At 57.2% G+C, this 19,205-nt stretch carries 21 protein-coding genes; all 21 read left to right on the forward strand.

The genetic code is table 11. The annotated features are described in order from the left end of the window. Positions 1-258: 258 nt before the first annotated feature. The 21 genes from FD737_RS00860 to FD737_RS00960 all read left to right on the forward strand — a co-directional run bounded on the left by FD737_RS00860 (position 259) and on the right by FD737_RS00960 (position 19,063). On the forward strand, positions 259-690 hold the full coding sequence (locus FD737_RS00860) for a MarR family winged helix-turn-helix transcriptional regulator (RefSeq protein WP_034820286.1): 432 nt from the start codon (positions 259-261) through the stop codon (positions 688-690). A gap of 2 nt (positions 691-692) precedes the next feature. Beyond that, positions 693-2,372, forward strand: coding sequence for an MFS transporter (locus tag FD737_RS00865; RefSeq protein WP_160832467.1), 1,680 nt, complete (start codon positions 693-695; stop codon positions 2,370-2,372). After that, on the forward strand, positions 2,369-3,457 hold the full coding sequence (locus tag FD737_RS00870; RefSeq protein ID WP_160832468.1) for an HlyD family secretion protein: 1,089 nt from the start codon (positions 2,369-2,371) through the stop codon (positions 3,455-3,457). Before FD737_RS00865 ends, FD737_RS00870 begins: the two co-directional genes overlap by 4 nt. Continuing rightward, positions 3,454-4,824, forward strand: a complete 1,371-nt coding sequence (locus FD737_RS00875) for an efflux transporter outer membrane subunit (RefSeq protein ID WP_160832469.1) — start codon at positions 3,454-3,456, stop codon at positions 4,822-4,824. The genes FD737_RS00870 and FD737_RS00875 overlap by 4 nt, the downstream gene beginning before the upstream one ends. Positions 4,825-5,055: 231 nt before the next feature. Beyond that, positions 5,056-5,448: a hypothetical protein gene (locus FD737_RS00880; RefSeq protein ID WP_097119582.1), complete on the forward strand. Its 393-nt coding sequence runs from the start codon at positions 5,056-5,058 to the stop codon at positions 5,446-5,448. Positions 5,449-5,645: 197 nt separating this feature from the next. After that, positions 5,646-6,377, forward strand: a complete 732-nt coding sequence (locus FD737_RS00885; RefSeq protein WP_097119583.1) for a beta-ketoacyl synthase chain length factor — start codon at positions 5,646-5,648, stop codon at positions 6,375-6,377. Further along, positions 6,367-7,167 (forward strand): 1-acyl-sn-glycerol-3-phosphate acyltransferase, encoded by an 801-nt coding sequence (locus tag FD737_RS00890; protein ID WP_160832470.1) that lies wholly within the window; start codon positions 6,367-6,369, stop codon positions 7,165-7,167. The genes FD737_RS00885 and FD737_RS00890 overlap by 11 nt, the downstream gene beginning before the upstream one ends. Before the next feature lie 3 nt (positions 7,168-7,170). Beyond that, positions 7,171-7,428 carry a phosphopantetheine-binding protein gene (locus tag FD737_RS00895; protein WP_034820252.1) on the forward strand — a complete coding sequence of 86 codons (258 nt, stop codon included), beginning with the start codon at positions 7,171-7,173 and terminating at the stop codon, positions 7,426-7,428. 11 nt (positions 7,429-7,439) lie between these two features. After that, positions 7,440-7,694, forward strand: a complete 255-nt coding sequence (locus tag FD737_RS00900; RefSeq protein ID WP_034820249.1) for an acyl carrier protein — start codon at positions 7,440-7,442, stop codon at positions 7,692-7,694. Between the two features lie 8 nt (positions 7,695-7,702). Continuing rightward, positions 7,703-8,263 (forward strand): hypothetical protein, encoded by a 561-nt coding sequence (locus FD737_RS00905; protein WP_160832471.1) that lies wholly within the window; start codon positions 7,703-7,705, stop codon positions 8,261-8,263. Continuing rightward, positions 8,260-9,585, forward strand: coding sequence for an AMP-binding protein (locus FD737_RS00910; RefSeq protein WP_160832472.1), 1,326 nt, complete (start codon positions 8,260-8,262; stop codon positions 9,583-9,585). Before FD737_RS00905 ends, FD737_RS00910 begins: the two co-directional genes overlap by 4 nt. Then, on the forward strand, positions 9,572-9,919 hold the full coding sequence (locus FD737_RS00915; RefSeq protein ID WP_160832473.1) for a hydroxymyristoyl-ACP dehydratase: 348 nt from the start codon (positions 9,572-9,574) through the stop codon (positions 9,917-9,919). The genes FD737_RS00910 and FD737_RS00915 overlap by 14 nt, the downstream gene beginning before the upstream one ends. Further along, positions 9,913-11,607 (forward strand): glycosyltransferase family 2 protein, encoded by a 1,695-nt coding sequence (locus tag FD737_RS00920; protein WP_160832474.1) that lies wholly within the window; start codon positions 9,913-9,915, stop codon positions 11,605-11,607. The genes FD737_RS00915 and FD737_RS00920 overlap by 7 nt, the downstream gene beginning before the upstream one ends. Next, positions 11,600-12,016 carry a thioesterase family protein gene (locus FD737_RS00925; protein WP_097119589.1) on the forward strand — a complete coding sequence of 139 codons (417 nt, stop codon included), beginning with the start codon at positions 11,600-11,602 and terminating at the stop codon, positions 12,014-12,016. The genes FD737_RS00920 and FD737_RS00925 overlap by 8 nt, the downstream gene beginning before the upstream one ends. Next, complete coding sequence (locus tag FD737_RS00930) at positions 12,013-12,624, forward strand: outer membrane lipoprotein carrier protein LolA (RefSeq protein ID WP_097119590.1); 612 nt, start codon at positions 12,013-12,015, stop codon at positions 12,622-12,624. Before FD737_RS00925 ends, FD737_RS00930 begins: the two co-directional genes overlap by 4 nt. Then, the gene (locus FD737_RS00935) at positions 12,590-14,911 is read left to right on the forward strand and encodes an MMPL family transporter (RefSeq protein ID WP_160832475.1); all 2,322 of its coding nucleotides are present in this window, start codon (positions 12,590-12,592) and stop codon (positions 14,909-14,911) included. Before FD737_RS00930 ends, FD737_RS00935 begins: the two co-directional genes overlap by 35 nt. Beyond that, positions 14,908-15,483, forward strand: coding sequence for a DUF3261 domain-containing protein (locus tag FD737_RS00940; protein ID WP_097119592.1), 576 nt, complete (start codon positions 14,908-14,910; stop codon positions 15,481-15,483). The genes FD737_RS00935 and FD737_RS00940 overlap by 4 nt, the downstream gene beginning before the upstream one ends. Then, positions 15,480-16,637, forward strand: a complete 1,158-nt coding sequence (locus FD737_RS00945; protein ID WP_160832476.1) for a beta-ketoacyl-[acyl-carrier-protein] synthase family protein — start codon at positions 15,480-15,482, stop codon at positions 16,635-16,637. The genes FD737_RS00940 and FD737_RS00945 overlap by 4 nt, the downstream gene beginning before the upstream one ends. Then, positions 16,630-17,103: a hotdog family protein gene (locus FD737_RS00950; RefSeq protein WP_160832477.1), complete on the forward strand. Its 474-nt coding sequence runs from the start codon at positions 16,630-16,632 to the stop codon at positions 17,101-17,103. Before FD737_RS00945 ends, FD737_RS00950 begins: the two co-directional genes overlap by 8 nt. Next, positions 17,100-17,831, forward strand: coding sequence for a 3-ketoacyl-ACP reductase FabG2 (locus FD737_RS00955; protein ID WP_034820202.1), 732 nt, complete (start codon positions 17,100-17,102; stop codon positions 17,829-17,831). Before FD737_RS00950 ends, FD737_RS00955 begins: the two co-directional genes overlap by 4 nt. Beyond that, the gene (locus tag FD737_RS00960) at positions 17,831-19,063 is read left to right on the forward strand and encodes a beta-ketoacyl-ACP synthase (RefSeq protein ID WP_058959612.1); all 1,233 of its coding nucleotides are present in this window, start codon (positions 17,831-17,833) and stop codon (positions 19,061-19,063) included. The genes FD737_RS00955 and FD737_RS00960 overlap by 1 nt, the downstream gene beginning before the upstream one ends. Positions 19,064-19,205: the final 142 nt, after the last annotated feature.

Below are 19,205 nucleotides of genomic sequence, written 5' to 3' on the forward strand. Positions count from 1 at the left end.
TGTACAATGATATTTTTGAGGGATTTGTGCTTATTATTATTTATCAGTGATTTAAATAATTTGATTTACGCGAAACTTATACAAAATAGCTGTACAGGGATAGGCTTTGTGGCAGGCCGTATCTATTTGAGAACTGAGTGGAAGGGCAGAGGCGCACGAACTACAGTGCTAATTTAAGCAAACTTTTCATCAGGCTGACACTTTGTTTATAATAACGCACTTGTTTAGTTAGGTCTCTAATCATTAGGCTACTACGTTTTGAGTGACTATCCGCAACCTTTTTCGCGTTTATTACATCTTACGGCACATGCATGGCGGCTGGCAGTCGATCGTCGCCTTAAAGAGAGTGGCTTAAGTATGAGCAGCTGGATGGCCATCGCGACAGTGGCCACGGCCACGGAGCCGCCGACCCAGAAAGCGCTGGCCCAACTGTTGGGATTAGAAGAAGCGAGCGTGGTGCCACTGGTAGATCGACTGGTAAAACAGCAGTTACTGGCGCGCGTGCAGCCGAAAGAGGATCGCCGTAAACGCCTGCTGGTGTTGACCGAGCAGGGCAGCGTCGCATTTGCTGAAGTGAAAACCCAGGCAGACAGCTTGCGCGCACAGTTGCTGGCAGACATCGATCCTGAAGCGCTGGCAGTGACCGAGAAGGTTTTGCAACAGCTGCTGGCTCGACTGGGAAGTATCTAATCGTGGCAAAACGCAATCCTTATGCACAACGTGAATGGCTGCCTCATGAAAAACCGATGCTGCCGGGTTCACCTTCCACCCCAATCCACTCGCCCTCAAAGCGCGTGGCGTTTGGCATTATTGGACTGCTGATCTCCATCACCGGCGCGCTCAGTAATGCGCTGGTGACGGCCAATCTCACCAATCTTCAGGGCACCTTTGGCGCTTACAGCAATGAGATTGCCTGGCTGCCGGCTGTCTACGTGATGGGCAACATTTCCATCAACCTGCTGCTGGTTAAATTTCGTCAGCAGTTTGGCCTGCGGCTGTTTACCGAAGCTTTTCTCGTGCTTTACGTCATCGTGGCGTTCTTCCATATCCTGGCCAACGATCTCAGTTCCGCCATTATTGTGCGCACCGCTCACGGGATGGTGGGCGCGGCGCTAAGCTCCCTTGGTATCTATTACCAAATTCAGGCCTGGCCGGCGAAACACCGACTCAAAGCCCTGGTGATCGGCATCACCGCATCGCAGTTGGCGATCCCGCTCGCCCGTTTGTTCTCTACCGAATTGCTCCAGCTGGAAGAGTGGCGCGGTCTTTATCTGTTTGAGTTAGGGCTGGCGATGATAGCGCTCGGTTGTGTTTTGGTGGTGAAGTTGCCGCCGGGCGATCGTATCAAGACCTTTGAAAAGATGGATTTTGTCACCTTTATCCTGCTGGCACCCGGCATGGCACTGCTGTGCGGCGTGCTATCGCTGGGCCGCATCGAGTGGTGGTTTACCACGCCGTGGTTGGGTATTTCATTAGCCCTTTCGTTGGTGCTGATTGTTGCGGCAGTGGTGGTGGAACATAACCGCACGAATCCGCTGATTAACACCCGATGGCTGAGTAACGGCATGATTGTGCGATTGGGCATTGTGATGATCATGATGCGCATTGTGTTGGCCGAGCAAAACACCGGCGCGGTGGGCTTCCTGCAACAGCTTGGGCTGCTGAATGACCAGATGCGTGGCCTGGCTTTAGCGATTATCGCTGGGGTGATTTTTGGCATGATCGCCAGTGCATTGACCATCAAACCGACGCATCTCAGTTGGCCCATCGTCACCTCGCTGGTGGTGATGATCATCGCCTCGTACATGGATGCACAATCCAGCCCAGTGACACGCGGCAACAATTTGTATGTCAGTCAGTTTTTACTCGGCTTTAGCAGCGCGTTCTTCCTCGCGCCCGCGATGCTGTTAGGGATTGGCGGTGTGGTGACGCAGCCGAAAAATCTGGTGAGTTTTGTGGTGCTGTTTGGCATGAGCCAAAATCTGGGCGGGCTGATTGGCTCGGCTATACTCGGCACCTTCCAGACGTGGCGGGAGAAGTACCACTCCAGCCTGCTGGGCGATCAGCTGTCACAGCTTGATCCCAATGTCATCGAGCGCCTCAGCCAATACAGTTCACTGTTTAGCAGCCAGTTGCCCGACAACGTTCTGCTCAGCGCGCAGAGCAGCAGCCAGCTACAAGCTGTGGCCACACTCCAGGCTAACGTGCTGGCCTACAACGACACCTATTTATTGACTGCCGCGATGGCGCTGATCACCCTGATGTGGGTGCTGTGGCGATTGACGCGGCTGCGTTATATCAACTGGCGTCAGGCACGCCATAATTTGACGGAACAGCGTCAGCAAGCTTCAAACCCGACGGAGAATTCATGAGCCAACAGGACGATATTCAGGCTGCGGAGCGCGAACGCGCCAACCGCCGACGCATTCTTTCCATCGCTTTCGGCAGCGGCATCGTGATCGTTGGCGTATTGGTGATTTTATACGCCTGGCAGCTGTGGCCGTTTACCAGCACGATTCAGTCAACGGAGAACGCCTATGTGCGCGGGCAGGTCACCTTTATCAGCCCGCAGGTCAGCGGCTATCTGACCGACGTGAATGTGGTGGATTTACAACCGGTCACCAAAGGGCAGTTACTGATGACCATTGACGATCGTATCTATCGCCAGCGCGTGCATCAGGCGCAAGCGCAGCTGGATATGAAAATCGCTGCGCAAAACAATAACCAACAGCAACGCCGCAGTGCGGAAGCCAATATTCTCAGCAATAAAGCTGCGCTGGAGAATGCCAAAGCCCAGGCGCTGAAAAGCAGCCTTGACCTGAAGCGTGTAGAAAATCTGGCGGCCGATGGGTCGCTCTCCGTGCGTGAACGTGACGCGGCGCGTGCCGCTAACGCGCAGGCGCAAGCGCAACTTCGCCAGACAGATGCGCAGGTTGCGGTATCGCAGCAGAGTTTACAAACGGTCATCGTGAATCGCGGTTCCCTGGAAGGCGATGTAGCCAGTGCCAAAGCCGCGCTGGAACTGGCCAATATCGATCTGGCCAATACACGTATTATCGCGCCCGACAGCGGACAGCTGGGACAATTGTCGGTGCGTAAAGGGACCTATGTCACGGCGGGCACGCGCCTGACATCAGTGGTGCCGGATAACAAATGGGTGATCGCCAATCTGAAAGAAACACAGCTGGCACGTGTGCGTCCAGGATTACCCGTGACGATTCGGGTTGATGCACTGGACGGCAAGCGTTTTGACGGCCGGGTTGAATTTATTTCCCCCGCCGCCGGTTCGGAATTCAGTGCCATTTCACCGGACAATGCCACCGGTAACTTTGTGAAGATCGCACAGCGTATTCCGGTACGTATTCAAATCCTCGGCGATACTGAAGAATTGCGTCCCGGCATGTCGGTTGAAGTCAATATTGATACTGCAGCAGAGCCGCACAAGGATGCGCCATGAAGCGGTTAATCCTCGCCTCGCTGATGACGTTGATGGTCAGCGGCTGCGCGACAGAAGTGGAAAAGGCCCCATCATCCTTACCGATCCCGGACAGTTGGCGCCAGCAGGTTGGCCCATCGGCAGCACCCGAAGCACAGTGGTGGCAACGCTTTGGCGACGATAACCTTAACCGCTTAGTGAACCAGGCGTTGCAACATAACAGCGATATCCTGATTGCCCGTTCACGGGTCGATCAGTACCGCGCGCAATTGCGTGCTGCGCAGGGGGATAATTTCCCCACGCTATCCGCCGGGGTTGCCGCCACACACCAGCGCGCATTGTCGGCAGTAACCGGGCAACCGTATGAGAATGCCGTCTTCCAGGGACTGCTGCAGGCAAACTATGACGTGGACCTCTGGGGCAGTCGCAGCAACAGCATTCTTGCCTCGCAAGCGTCTCTGGATGCCCAGCGTGCTGCAGCTTCCGCGGCTGAATTAACGGTGGCCAGTTCGGTGGCCTCCGGTTACCTCAGTTTGTGCGCGCTGGACGAACAATTGCGTGTCACCGAAGCGACGCTGGCCACGCGTGAAAACTCGTTAAATCTGGCGCAGCGCCAGTTTGAAACCGGCTATACCTCACGACTGGAGTGGATGCAGGCGGCATCGGAATATCAGACCGCCAAAGCGCAGGTGCCGCAGTTACTGCATCAAATCGAACAACAAGAGAATGCACTCAGCGTGCTGGTGGGCATGAATCCGCGCGAGATTGCCCGTACCCGCAACTTCGACCATATCAAACCGCAGACGCTGCCGGCGTTGTTGCCGTCTCAGCTGCTCAACCGCCGCCCGGATATCGTGCAGGCACAGCGTCAGTTGATTGCCGCGGATGCCTCGCTGGCTTCGGCGCAGGCCGATTTATTGCCTTCACTTAATCTGACGGCGACCGGCACGCTGCAAAGTTTTCAACTGCATCAGTTACTCGACAATCCCTTCCGCCTGTGGAGCATTGGCGGCAGCATTCTCGCACCGCTATTAAACCGCGAAGCACTGACGGCGCAGGTGGATGTGGCGATGGCCGCACGTAACCAGGCGCTTTATGGCTATGAGAAAGTGGTACGCGGTGCCTTTTCGGATGTGGATAACGCGTTGGATGCCATTCGCCGCAGTGAGGAACAGCTGACGGAATTGCAGAAGCAAGAAGGCTATGTGACAGAAGCATACCGCATCGCACGTAATCGTTATCAGAACGGTTATGCCTCTTATCTGGATGAACTGGACGCGCAGCGCACCTTGTTTAACACTCAGCTCAATATTGTCTCAGTGAAAAACACTCTGTTGCTCGCACAAATCGATCTTTACCAATCGCTCGGCGGCGGCTGGCAGGGCTAAACATCATGCCACAAGCCGGTTTTGTGGCAGATTTTACGCTGTAAACCCGGCAATTTCTGCTTTTGCTATGAAATGAGGCGCTGCTTAAGTCATTCGTGCTTTTTTTTACTTGTCTTTACATATAGTGGTATTATTCGCGCGCTTTACAAAGTCTGAACGGATCAGTGCAAGTTCAATTACGCACACGGTCGCCATTAGTGGTGATTGGCTACGACAGGGGAAAAAAAGGAAATGATGAATAAAAAAGCGGCGCTTGCCTTAATCGTGACAGCGGCATTAATGACGGGTTGCGCACCGCGCACCGCGCCCATTCAGAACGTGAGCCAGACCGTTGGGCAGAGCTACACGGATAGTCAAATGCAGCGCGCCATTGTTGAAGCCGGTGCGGCCAACCACTGGGTGATTTCCCCGGCAGGCCCAGGCGTGATGAACGGTAAGCTGTCCGAGCGCGGTCATACGGCCGACATTCGCATCACTTATGCTGCAAACAGCTACCGCATTGATTACGTGAGCAGTACCAATCTGAAAGCGGGCAGTGGCCAGATCCATCGTAACTACAACCGCTGGATTCAGAATCTGAACCAGGGTATTCAGACGCGTCTTGCGGTTCAGGCCGTAAAATAAGCGCCATGCGTGATCGCTGACATAATGTTTTAAAGAAAGCGCTAACGCTGCCGAAAGAGAAAACAGGCGGGCCACGTGCCCGCCTTGTTAATCGGCGACATTCGCATGAGACGGATGACGGACTCGAACGCAAGCAGGGAAGGGATGCCGCACAGCGAAAATCTGACCATCCCTGAGGCTGAAGAAAGAATACAGGTATGAAACTCGCTTACACCCTGGTTGACTGGCACGCGATTGCACCAGGTCACAGCACTGCCGATGAGTGGCAGCACTGGGCCGGACAGCAAACCGCGTTGGACGCCACCCTACCGATCGCCAAACCCCAATTTTTGCCGATGATGACTGCACGCCGCCTGAGTGCGGGCAGCCGTGCGGCTGTGGAAAGCGGGCTGGCGCTACTGGCACGTCAAACGGTGGATGCCATTGTGTTTACCAGCCGCCACGGTGAGCTGGAACGTAATCTGCGCATACTCACGGCGTTAAAAGATCAGCAGGCGCTCTCTCCGACCGATTTTGCCATGTCCGTACACAACTCTGCGGTGGGGAGTTTAACCATTGCGGCGCGACAGCCGCTGGTCTCTTCGTCAATTTCAGCGGGCATGGACAGTTTTCAACAGGGTTTGCTTGAGGTCGCGGCTTTGCATCAGGCGGGCTACGCGCAGGTGCTGCTGGTGGATTTTGACGGCGTTGTACCTGCCTATTATCAGCCGTGGCTACCCGAAATTGACCGCTTCAACGCCCCTTACGCGGTGGCTTTGTTGCTGCAATCTGGCAATGAGTGGCGCTGCACAGCAGAGCCCGCGCGCCCCGCAGCCGAGACTTTGCCGCAAAGTCTGCAATTCCTGCAGGCGATGTTGCAAGGTGACGAACGAATGACGATTGCCGGTAAACGTCACCTGTGGCACTGGGAGCGTCATCATGGCGGATAATTCGTTAGCCCTGCGCTGGCGTGCTGGCTGCAACTTTTACTGGCGACTGGTGATGACTGCCGTGAGTTTTACGCTGTTCAGCGTGGGCGGTCTGCTGCTGTCTGTGACCTGGTTTAACCTGCTGTTGCTGATTCAGCGCGATGGCCTGCGTCGTCGTCAGATTGCACGCAGCAGCATTGCCTGGAGCTTCCGCTGTTTCCTGCGCTTTTGTCGCTTTGTCGGTGTCTACGATTATCGGATCATTGGTGCGGAGCTACTGCGCCAGGATCGCGGCTGTCTGATTGTCGCCAATCATCCTTCGTTAATTGATTATGTGATGATTGCTTCGGTGCTTCCGGAAATGGATTGTCTGGTAAAAGCCGAACTGCAGCACAATATTTTTTTTAATGGCGTCATCAAATGTGCCGATTACCTGATTAACAGCGAAGCCGATACCTTGTTGCCCGATAGCCAGCAGCGTTTAGCGCGCGGCGATACCATCCTGATTTTTCCTGAAGGGACGCGTACCCGTTATGGTGAACCGTTAAAGCTGCAACGCGGTGCCGCCAATATCGCGGTGCGTGCCGGATGCGATCTGCGCGTGGTACATATTAGCTGCACCCAGCGTATGCTCGATAAGCAAAGTCGCTGGTATCAGATTCCGCTGGTTAAACCCGTTTTTACTGTACGCATACAATCGCGTATTGATAGCCAGGCCTTTAGTGAAGCCGAAGAAGATGCGCAGCCGCTCGCCGCGCGTCGCCTGACGCGTCACCTGCAACAGGCGCTGGTCCCTGAAGAGACAAAGTAAGTTATGCAAGCACTGATTGACGACATCAAACTGATGATTATCGACACGCTGAATCTGGAAGATATCAGCCCGGACGATATAGAAACCGACGCCCCCTTGTTTGGCGAAGGGTTGGGACTCGATTCAATCGATGCCCTTGAGCTGGGACTGGCGGTGAAAAATCGCTTCGGCGTACAGCTTTCTGCAGAAAGCGAAACCTTACGCGCGCACTTTTTTTCCGTGGCCACGCTGGCCGCGTTTGTTGAACAACAGCAAGCCTGAGAACAGTCAAAATGATGAATAAAGACGAAATTTACCAGGAAGTGGCCTCGCTGCTCACCTCGCTGTTTGAAATTGATGCCGATGATATCCGCCCGGATGCCCGTCTGTATGAAGATCTCGAACTCGACAGCATTGATGCGGTGGACATGGTGGTGCACCTGCAAAAGCGTACCGGCCGAAAAATCAAACCTGAAGCCTTCCGTGCGGTTCGCACCGTGCAGGATGTGGTGGATGCCGTCGATCAACTGATGCGCGACGAAGCCTGATTTCCGGCATGCCAGCCTTTCTGCGCCTGATAAATGGTCTGGCCCTGCTGGCCTGGCCGTTTCTGGTGTGGCTTGCCGTCACCCATCCGCAATGGCGCGGCGTGATTGCTCTGTTAGCCCTGCTGTTTGGTTGGCGCATCTGGCAGTTACGTCATGCGCAGGGCGCGATGGGGCGAGTGATGCTGTCGCTGGCGCTGGTGGGGACCTTACTGTGCCTCGCCAGCATGCTGTTGCGCAGTCAGCATTTGTTGCTGTGGTATCCGGTGGTGGTGAATGGGCTGATGCTGCTGCTGTTTGGCACATCTTTGTGGAGCCCGATGCCGCTGGTCGAGCGTTTAGCGCGGCTGCGTGAAGCGGATTTGCCCGCGCGAGCCGTGCGCTATACGCGGCGCGTGACACAGGTATGGTGTGGATTTTTCATTATTAATGGCAGCGTGGCGTTGGTCACTTGCCTGCTCAATGATCTCTCGCTGTGGACACTCTGGAATGGGTGCATCAGCTATCTGCTGATGGGCACGCTGATGGGCGGCGAATGGTTGCTGCGTCAGCGTATGAGGAACAAGGCATGAAGGTGGTGAGTATCCGCGACTGGCTGGCTGCGCCGGATCGCGTGGTGGCCTGGCAAGGGCAGCAACAGCATTGGTTATCGGAGATGCGTCAGCAGGTGCTGGCGTTAATGGAAAAACTCCAAAGCCAGCCGGGTCAGCACTGGGCGTTGTGCTTCGATAACAGTTATCACTTCACGGCGGCGCTGCTGGCGTTATGGCACGCCGGTAAAACCCCGGTGATCCCCGGACATTGTCGGGCCGCGCAGCTGGAAGAGATGGCAGAACAATTGGATGGCGTGATCAGCGATATGCCGCTGGCGGTGTCCCTGCCACAATTGCGCTGGGACGGTGCACTGGCGCTGGGCGAACTGCCTGCCATCGCCGAAGATGCCGAACTGGTGCTATTCACCTCCGGTTCCACCGGGACGCCGCGTCGCGTGGTGAAATCACTGCGTGCACTCGATCTTGAAGCGCAATGGCTGGCAGCGTTATGGGCCGACCGTCTGCAGCAATGCCACGTGATTGCGTCAGTGAGCCATCAACATCTGTATGGCCTGACGTTTCGCATTGTGTTGCCGATGGCGCTGAGCTTGCCACTAGCCGCTCAGCAAATTTTTTACGGTGAACAGCTCGCCGATCAGCGTCGCGATCGTCGCTATGCCTTTATCAGTAGCCCGGCTTTTTTGCGTCGCCTGGATTCTGCCCTGGATGCACCTTCATGTGCGCTGATTGTTTCGGCTGGCGGGGCATTGCCCTGGGCTGATGCACAGCACGCTCAGCGCGCCTTTGAGTGTGCGGTGGATGAGATTTACGGCAGCACCGAAACCGGCGTGATCGGCTGGCGCTGTGCGCAGGAAGAAAACGCCCCGTGGCACTGTTTCCCCCAAGTTAAGCTGGTACAGCAGGAAGCCGGCTGGCGGGTGTTTTCAGCGCTGCTGGAAACCCCTGAAGGTTGGCCGCTCGACGATCGCATCGTGCAACAGCCCTCCGGTGTATTTCAGCTGGCGGGGCGTCAGGATCGGGTGGTGAAGATAGAAGATAAGCGCGTTTCACTCAGTGAGATCGAGCGAAGACTGCTGGCCTTACCCGGCGTAGAAGACGCGGCCGCTCTGGCGATTCAGCGTCACGGACGCCAGTCGATTGGCGTGGTGCTGGCTTTGCCGGACACGCTGGATGCCGCAACGCTGACCCAACGCAAGAAACAATGGAAAATCGCGCTACAACCCTGGCTGGAGCCAGTCGCCATGCCGCGTTACTGGCGTGTCGTCAACGCGATTCCGGTTACGGCGCAGAGTAAACGCGCCTGGCCCCAAATTGAGGAACTGTTTGATGTTGCCGGTTGAACTCAACGCCCTGCAGCAGGGCGCAACACTGACGCTGCGCCTGCATGCTGCCGCGGATCTGTTTTGGTTCCGCGGCCACTTCCCGACCTTACCGATTTTACCCGGCGTGGCGCAGCTCGACTGGGCTTTACATTACGGCCTGTCACGCCTGGCCATCGGTAAACAGTTCCGTTCAATTGAGAACATCAAGTTTCAGCAGCCGGTGCCGCCTGATGCGGAGCTAGAGCTGCAGCTGAGCTGGCAGGAAGACAAATCACTGCTGAGCTTCAGCTACAGCCTGATTTACGCGGACAGCATTGAGATTGCCAGCAGCGGGAAGATTCGCCTGTGCTGAATGCGCCTTTCAAACCCTGTGTGCTGATTCCCTGCTACAACCACGGCGCCATGCTGGCCTCGGTGCTGGCGCGGCTGGCTCCCTTTAATCTGCCGGTGATTATCGTCGATGACGGCAGTGATACGCAGACTCAGCAGCAGATCGCTGACCTTGAGGCTCCACAGCTGGATATCCTCACCTTACCGGTTAATCAGGGCAAAGGTGCGGCGGTAATCGCCGGGATGCGCCGGGCCGCCGCAGCAGGATACAGCCACGCGCTACAACTCGACGCGGATGGTCAGCATCAGGTGGAAGACACGCCGCGCATGCTGGCGGAAGCGGAAAGCCATCCCGATTGCCTGATCTCCGGCCAGCCTGTTTACGATGATTCCATTCCGAAATCCCGCTTGTATGGCCGTTACATCACCCATTTTTGGGTGTGGATTGAAACGCTCTCCTTCTCGCTAAAAGACAGCATGTGCGGTTTTCGCGTCTACCCGCTGCAACCTTCATTGGCACTCTGCGATCGCCACCCGATTGGCCAGCGCATGGATTTCGACACCGAAATCATGGTGCGACTCTACTGGCAGGGCACGCCGAGCCGCTTTATCAGCACGCGCGTCACCTATCCGGAAAGTGGCCTGTCACATTTTGATGCCTTGCACGACAACCTGCGTATCTCATGGATGCACACGCGCCTGTTCTTTGGCATGGTGCCGCGCATCCCACAGTTACTGAGCCGGGGTAAAACGGCGCAGCACTGGGCCGCCACGCCAGAACGTCGGGGTCAGAGCGGGTTGCGTTTTATGCTGTGGTTGTATCGTCGCGCCGGGCGGCTGCCGTTTGTGCTGTTGCTATGGCCGGTGGTGGCGGTTTACTGGTTGAGCGGACGTGAGGCGCGTACCGCTTCTCAGCAATGGCTGACGCGGGTGCAGGCAGAAGCCAGTAAAAAGCAGATTGCCCTGCGGACGCCGATCAATAGCTATCGCCACTTTCTGCGCTTTGGTTACAGCATGCTGGACAAAGTAGCCAGCTGGCGCGGAGAGGTGCAGTGGGGACGCGATATTGATTTTGCGCCGGGTGCCGAAGCGGTCATCCGTGCTGCGGAGGGCAAAGGACATTTGATCCTCGCGTCGCATCTGGGTGATATCGAGGCCTGCCGCGCCATGGCAAAGCAGGTCAGTGGGCTGGTGATCAATGCGCTGGTGTTTACCGATAACGCCCAGCGCTTTCGCGAGGTGCTGGAGAGCATTGCACCGCAGGCCGGGGTGAATCTGATGCCGGTCACCGATATCGGCCCGGATACGGCCATCCTGCTGCAGCAAAAACTGGATGCCGGGGAATGGGTGGCGATTGTCGGCGATCGTACCGCCGTGCATCGTCAGCGCGGGGGCGAACGCCGCGTGGTGTGGAGTGCATTTATGGGCCGTCCGGCACCGTTTCCGCAGGGGCCTTTTGTCCTGGCCGCCGCCTTACGCTGTCCGGTGCTGTTGATGTTTGCCTTACGGGAACAGGGCAGACTGCGAGTGCATTGTGAACCCTTTGCCGATCCGATCCTGCTGCCGCGCGCCCAACGACAGGCGGCGCTGCAGGCCACGGTGGATCGCTATGCCGAACGACTGCAGCAGCATGCGCTGATGGCGCCGCTGGACTGGTTTAACTTTTACGATTTCTGGACGTTACCAGAGGAGAAGAGCCGCGATGAGTGAACATATCTGGCGCGCTGAGGTTGAATTAACCGTGTCGTTCCACGACTGCGACCCGATGGGCGTGGTGTGGCACGGCAACTATTTCCGCTTTTTTGAAGTGGCGCGTGAAGCGCTGCTGCGCAGCATCAACTACAGCTACGGTGAGATGACCGCCAGCGGTTTTGTCTGGCCAGTGGTAGATACGCGTGTCAAATATCGCCAGCCGTTACGCTGTGAAGAGGTGATCCGCGTGGAAGCCCGCATTACCGAATACGAAAACCGCCTGCGTATCGATTATGTCATCCGCAATGTGGCGGGCCAGATCACCACCAAAGCACACACGCTGCAGGTGGCGGTTGATGCGGCAAGTCAGGAAATGAATTTCGTTTCACCCGATATTTTATTTGAACGCCTGGGAGTCAAACCGTGATCAGAACTCTTTGTCTGATGCTGACGTTGCTGTGTGCCAGCGCACAGGCCATCACGTTGGATCAGCTGCAGCAGCGTTTTGCCAGCCAGCCGGTGATCCGCGCCAACTTCGAGCAGGTGCGTACCATTTCTGGTATGTCGCAGCCGCTGGTGTCGCGTGGCCAGTTATTAATCGCCCAGCAACAAGGTTTGTGGTGGCATCAGGCCACGCCGTTTGTGATGACCTTGATTCTCGATGATAAGCGCATGGTGCAGAGCATGAGCGGTCAGCTGCCGCAGGTGATCACCGCCGACAGCAATCCGCAGATGTTTCAGTTCAATCATCTGCTGCGCGCCTTGTTTCAGGCCGACGAAAAGGTGCTGCGCGAGAATTTTGAACTCGATTTCCATGATAAAGGGAATGACCAGTGGCAGCTCAGCCTGACGCCTAAGGCGGCACCGCTGAACAAAATCTTCAATCGCATCGATCTACAAGGTGCAGCCTTCCTTAACAGCATTACGCTGGATGATAAGCAGGGCGATAAAACCGCCATCACCTTAAGTGATACCCGCACCAAGCCGAAACAACTGACTGATGAAGAGCGAGCGCGTTTTGCCCCAGCGCAGTGAGAAAACCGCTGCGCTGCTGTGGCTGGCGGTTTGTCTGGCATTGGCGGTGGCCCTGGCCATCCTGTTGCCGCGCAGCCAGCTGAACAGCAGCGTGCTGGCTTTACTGCCGCAACAAAATCTGGGGCAGGCACCCGCTGAAATCCAGCAAGGCTTTATGCAGCGGCTGGATCGTCAGCTGGTGTGGCTGGTGAGCGCCGATAACGATCACGGCGATGAAGCGGCAGAGTGGTGGCAAGCGCAGCTGCAGGCGCTGCCGATGCTGAAACAGGTGAGCGGTGCGCTGGATGATGACCAGATGCAGCGTTGGGGCACCTACGCCTTCCAGCATCGTAACGGCCTGATCGATCCGTTAACGCGCGCCCGTCTGCAAAACGGCGGTACGGCACAAGCCGACTGGATTCTGGCGCAACTGTTTTCAGCGTTTGCCGGTGTGAGCAGTAAAGAAATTCAAAACGATCCGCTGATGCTGGTGCGTGGCGCGCAGCTGGCACTGCAGCAGAATGCCAGCAAAATGGTACTGCATAACGGCTGGTTAACCGTGAATGACGCCCAGCAGCGCCGCTGGTATTTCCTGCACGGTGAACTGGCGAGCAATGCCTTTAGCATTCAGCAAAGTCATCAGTTGGTGACCGCCCTCAACCAGCTTGAACAGCAGTTAAAAACGCGCTGGCCAGATGCGCAGCTGTTAACGCGTGGCACAGTGCTGTTTAGCGATGATGCCAGCCAGCGCGCGCAGCATGATGTCGAGACGCTCGGCAGCGTCACACTGGCCGGCTTGCTGCTGCTGGTGTGGCTGGTGTTCCGCTCGCTGCGGCCCCTGGCGCTGTGTGCGCTCTCGGTGGCGATAGGCGCGATGGCGGGTACGGTGCTGACCTTGATCTGTTTTGGTGAGCTGCATCTCACGACTTTAGTGATGAGCCTCAGCATTGTCGGCATCTCTGCCGATTATACCTTGTACTATCTGACGGAACGCATGGTACATGGCGAACAAAACACGCCGTGGCAAAGCCTGCATAAAGTGCGCGCCACGTTACTGCTGGCACTGGGCACCACGGCGATTGCCTGGTTGCTGATGCTGCTGGCACCGTTCCCCGGTTTGCGCCAACTGGCGGTGTTCGCCGCCAGCGGGTTAAGTGCATCTTGCCTGACGGTGATCTGTTTTTATCCATGGCTGGTGCGTGGCCTGCCGGTGCGACCGATTCCCGGTATGGTGTGGCTGGCGCGCTGGTTAGCGGCATGGCGCCGCAACACGCTGTTGAAAGTCGGATTGCCACTGCTGGTGGCGCTCTATGCATTGAGCGGCATGATTCAGCTGCGCGTCGATGACGATATTGCTCATCTGCAGAGCGCTCCGGCTAAATTGCTGGCTCAGGATCGGCAACTGGCACAGCTCACGGGACAACAGGCCGACCAAACCTGGTTCGTGGTGTGGGGGGATAACGAGCAGCAGGCATTGCAGCGTCTCATTGCACTGACACCCAAGCTACAACTGGCGCAGCAGCAGGGCTGGATGGCGGGTTATCGCGTATTGCCGCTTAATTCGCTGGATCAGCAACAGCAGGATCTGCAGCTGTTGCAGCAGGCTGCGCCGAATATCCTGACGCGGTTAAAACAGGCGGGAATCACGTTAGCCAATGCCGATCTTGCGGCGATGCCAGTCAATGCCGATGACTGGCTGGCAAGTCCGCTGAGTGAGGGCTGGCGTTTGCTGTGGCTCTCGCTGCCGGATGGACGCAGCAGTGTGCTGGTGCCGGTCAATGGCGTGAAAAACAGTGTGGCGTTATTGGACTTAGCTACGCAGCAGGCGGGCGTGAGCTGGGTCGATCGCAAAGCCAGCTACGATGAACTGTTCCGTTTCTGGCGTACGCTGCTGAGTGGCCTGTTGGCGCTGGCGTTGTTGCTGATCACCGTCAGTTACATCGTGCGCCTTGGCCTGCAAGCGGGTTTACGCAGCGCCTTGCCTTCCTGGCTGTCGCTGGCGGCAGCGCTGGCAACGTTAGGCTGGATTGGCGCCAGCCTGAACTTATTTGCCTTGCTGGCGCTGATTCTGGTGCTGGGCATCGGCATCAATTACACGCTGTTCTTCAGTAATCCGCGCGGTACGCCGCTGACCTCTATGCTGGCCGTCACGCTGGCGATGATGACCACACTGCTGACGCTGGGCATGCTGGTGTTCAGCAGCACAGCGGCGATCAGTGGTTTTGGTACGGTACTGTGCAGCGGGATCTTTTGTGCATTCTTGTTAGCGCCGCTGGCGCTGGCACCAGGGAAAAGGAAGCAACGATGAAAACAGGTGCTTTGTTGTTGATGCTGAGCCTGCTGTTAAGCGGTTGTGCGCAGCATGACAGCCCATCCGAACGGCCCACCGCGTGGCTGAAACCGGGCGTGCGCGTCACGTTGCCTGCGCCGGGCATTTCACCCGCGTTTCAGCAGCAGCAACTGCTGACCGGCCACGCCAAAGGTAAAACCCAGTCACTGCTGGTGCTGCTGAGCGCCGATTCACAGCAAATCAGCCTGGCGGGTTTGTCCTCGCTGGGCATTCGCTTGTTCCGTGTGACCTATGATAAAAACGGGATTCATACGCAGCAGATGATGGCGCTGCCCGAAATGCCGCCAGCCAGCCAGGTGCTGGCAGATGTCATGCTGAGCCACTGGCCGCTGAGTGCGTGGCAGCCGCAGTTGCCGCCAGGCTGGCAGTTGATCGACAAGGGCGATCGTCGTGAGTTGCGCGATCCTGCCGGTAACGTAGTGACGTTGATTCGCTACCTGCAACGGGGAACCGTACGTGAACCGATCAGCATCGATCAGCGCGCCTTCGGTTATCAAATTCAAATCCAGCATCTGGACGCATCGTCATGATCTACATTTCGGCGTTTGGCATGGTGAATGCGCTTGGCAACTCATTGGAGCAGATTGCCGCGCAGTTAACCTCAGGCCACGCACCCGGCATGCAGCCGCGCGAAGGCTGGTTGCAGCAAGGTAAAACCTGCTGGCTGGGCGAGGTGCCGGGCGAACTGCCAGCTGTGCCCGCCGCATTTGCCACGCATAACACGCGCAATAATCAGCTGCTGCTGGCGGCGCTGGCGCAGATCCGTCCGGCCGTGGATGCGGCGATTGCCCGCTTTGGTGGTGAACGTGTCGCGGTGGTGCTGGGCACCAGCACCTCGGGCGTGGACGAAGGCGATCGTCAGGTTGACAGAGGCTTACCGGGTTACGATTACCGCATGCAGGAGTTGGGCGATCCGTCGCGTTTCCTGGCGCACTACCTTGAACTGGACGGCCCGGCGTACACCATTTCTACTGCCTGTTCCTCCAGTGCACGCGCGTTGATCAGTGGACAGCGCTTGATTGAGGCCGGTCTGGTGGATGTGGCGCTGGTGGGCGGTGCGGATTCATTGAGCCGCATGCCAATAAACGGTTTTGCCAGCCTGGATTCGTTATCCGAACGCCAGTGTGCACCGTTCAGCGCAGAACGTGACGGTATTTCTATCGGTGAAGCGGGGGCGCTGCTGCTGCTGACGCGTGAGCCGCAGTCGCTGGCGCTGCTTGGTGCGGGTGAGTCATCAGACGCCTGGCATATGTCGGCTCCGCATCCAGAAGGCATTGGCGCCGAGCAAGCGATGAAGATGGCGCTGAAGCAGGCCCAATTGCAGCCGCAGGATATCGGCTACATTAATTTGCACGGCACCGCGACACCACTCAACGATCAGGTCGAGTCGGGCGTGGTTCATCGTTTGTTTGGCGATAGCGTGCCCTGTAGTTCCACTAAGCACCTAACGGGCCACACGCTCGGCGCGGCGGGTGCGACCGAGGCGGCGCTGGCGGCACTCATCGTGCAGCAGAATCTGGCGTTACCGGCGCAGGATTTTAGCGCCACTACCCTGGATAGCACGCTGCCGGTTTGCGGACTGCTGACTTTGCCACAGCCGCTGGCGCGTCCCATCATCGCCTCAAACTCTTTTGCCTTTGGCGGGAACAACACCTGCCTGATTGTAGGAAAGCCTCATGACTGATTTTCTGCCGGTGGGCGACTATCTGCCGCACCGTGCACCGATGCTGCTGCTGGATCGCGTGATTCAGGTCAGCGACGAGCGTGTGGTGTGTGAAGTGACCATCAACCACCAGGGCGTACTCGCGCCGTTTCTTAATGCGCAGGGCGAGCTGCCCGCGTGGTTTGGCGTCGAGATCATGGCGCAGACCGTTGGCGTCTGGTCTGGCTTTCATGCCCGACAGCGCGGCGATCGGAATATCCGCCCCGGCATGTTACTGGGGGGACGCGGCTATCGTGCCGCTGCTGCCACCTTTGCCGCAGACAGCACGCTGCGGGTGGAAATGCATCTGCTGATGCGTGGCGACAAGCTCGGTAGCTTTGAAGGCGAGATCCGCAGTCAGGATACGGTCCTTGCCAGCGGTCGGCTGAATACCTATCAGCCGGATGAACAGGAACTTAACCAATTACAACAAGGGATGCAGGCATGACGCGCAGCGTATTAGTGACCGGCGCCAGTAAAGGGATTGGCCGCGCCATTGCGCTTCGCCTGGCGCAGGATGGTTTCAACGTGGTGGTGCATTACCACCGTGATGCAGCGGGTGCACAACAGACGCTGGCGGACATCACGAATGCGGGCGGAGTGGGGCGCACTCTGCAGTTTGACGTGGCCGATCGCGAAGCCACACGCACGGCAATTGAAAACGATATCGCCGAACACGGCGCCTATTACGGCGTAGTGAACAATGCCGGTATTACGCGTGACGGCGCTTTCCCGGCCCTGACCGAAGATGAGTGGGACAGCGTGATCCACACCAACCTCGACAGCTTCTACAACGTGATTCATCCCTGTGTGATGCCGATGATTGGTCTGCGTAAAGGCGGCCGAATCGTCACCCTATCCTCGGTGTCCGGTATCATGGGCAATCGCGGTCAGGTGAATTACAGCGCGGCCAAGGCAGGGATTATTGGTGCCACCAAAGCGCTGGCCATCGAGTTAGCAAAACGCAAAATCACCGTGAACTGTATCGCGCCAGGTTTGATTGACACCGGCATGACGGATCTGGAGCCGATGGTGATCGACGAAGCGCTGAAAATCATCCCGATGAAACGAATGGGCGCGGCTGAGGAAGTCGCCGGGCTCGCCAGCTATTTGATGTCGGATATTGCGGGCTACGTAACGCGTCAGGTGATTTCAATTAATGGAGGTATGCTGTGATGCAGCGGGTCGTGGTAACCGGAATGGGGGGCGTCACTGCCTTTGGTGAAAACTGGCCAGCGGTGGCTGCGCGCATTAAGCAGGGGCAAAATGCAGTGCGTAAAATGCCGGAATGGCAGATTTACGACGGCTTACACACCTTGCTCGGTGCCCCGGTCGATAACTTCGAACTGCCTGCGCACTACACGCGCAAACGCATTCGTTCGATGGGGCGAGTGTCGCTAATGGCGACGCGCGCCACCGAGTTGGCGCTGGAACAGGCCGGCTTGATCGATCACCCGGTGCTGACCAGCGGGGAAACCGGTATTGCCTATGGTTCATCTACTGGCAGCACCGGCCCGGTCAGTGAATTTGCCACCATGCTGACAGAAAAACATACCAACAACATTACCGGCACCACCTATGTGCAGATGATGCCGCATACCACGGCGGTGAACGCCGGGCTGTTCTTTGGCCTGCGCGGCCGGGTGATCCCGACTTCCAGCGCCTGCACCTCGGGCAGCCAGGCGATTGGCTATGCGTGGGAAGCGATCCGCCATGGATATCAAACCGTGATGGTGGCGGGCGGTGCGGAAGAGTTGTGTCCTTCCGAAGCGGCGGTGTTTGACACGTTGTTTGCCACCAGCCAACGCAACGATGCACCGCATTCTTCACCGTCACCTTTTGATCAGCATCGCGATGGGTTGGTGATTGGCGAAGGCGCGGGAACCTTGATCCTCGAATCACTGGAGCATGCCCAGGCACGCGGCGCCACCATTTACGCCGAACTGGTGGGTTTCCACACCAACTGTGATGCGGCGCATATTACCCAGCCGCAGCGTGAAACCATGCAGATCTGCATCGAACGCGCGCTGAAAACGGCGGGTGTGACGCCGGAGCAGATTGGCTATATCAACGCCCATGGCACGGCCACCGATCGCGGCGACATCGCTGAAAGTCAGGCCACCGCGGCGATTTTTGGCAATGACACGCCAATCTCCTCGCTGAAAAGCTATTTTGGTCACACGCTCGGTGCTTGTGGTGCACTGGAAGCCTGGATGAGCATTGAGATGATGCGAGAAGGGTGGTTTGCGCCCACGCTGAATCTGACGCAGCCCGCCGCAGAGTGTGGCGATCTGGACTATATCATCGGCGAATCACGCTCGATCGATACCGATTATATTCAATCCAACAACTTTGCCTTCGGGGGTATCAATACCTCACTGGTGTTTAAACGTTGGCGCGACGCCTGAATTCCCGTCTGTCAGCGGCTTCAATAAGTGAAGCCGCGAAGCCTAAATTCCCACACAGTCAGCGGTTTCAATCAACGAAGTCACAACGCCTAAATCCCCCAGACTGACGGCGGTTTCAATAAACGAAGCCGCGGTACTCTTA

Origin of the sequence: Pantoea sp. Seng, from assembly GCF_009829935.1 — a bacterium.
Taxonomy (GTDB): Bacteria; Pseudomonadota; Gammaproteobacteria; order Enterobacterales; family Enterobacteriaceae; genus Pantoea; species Pantoea communis.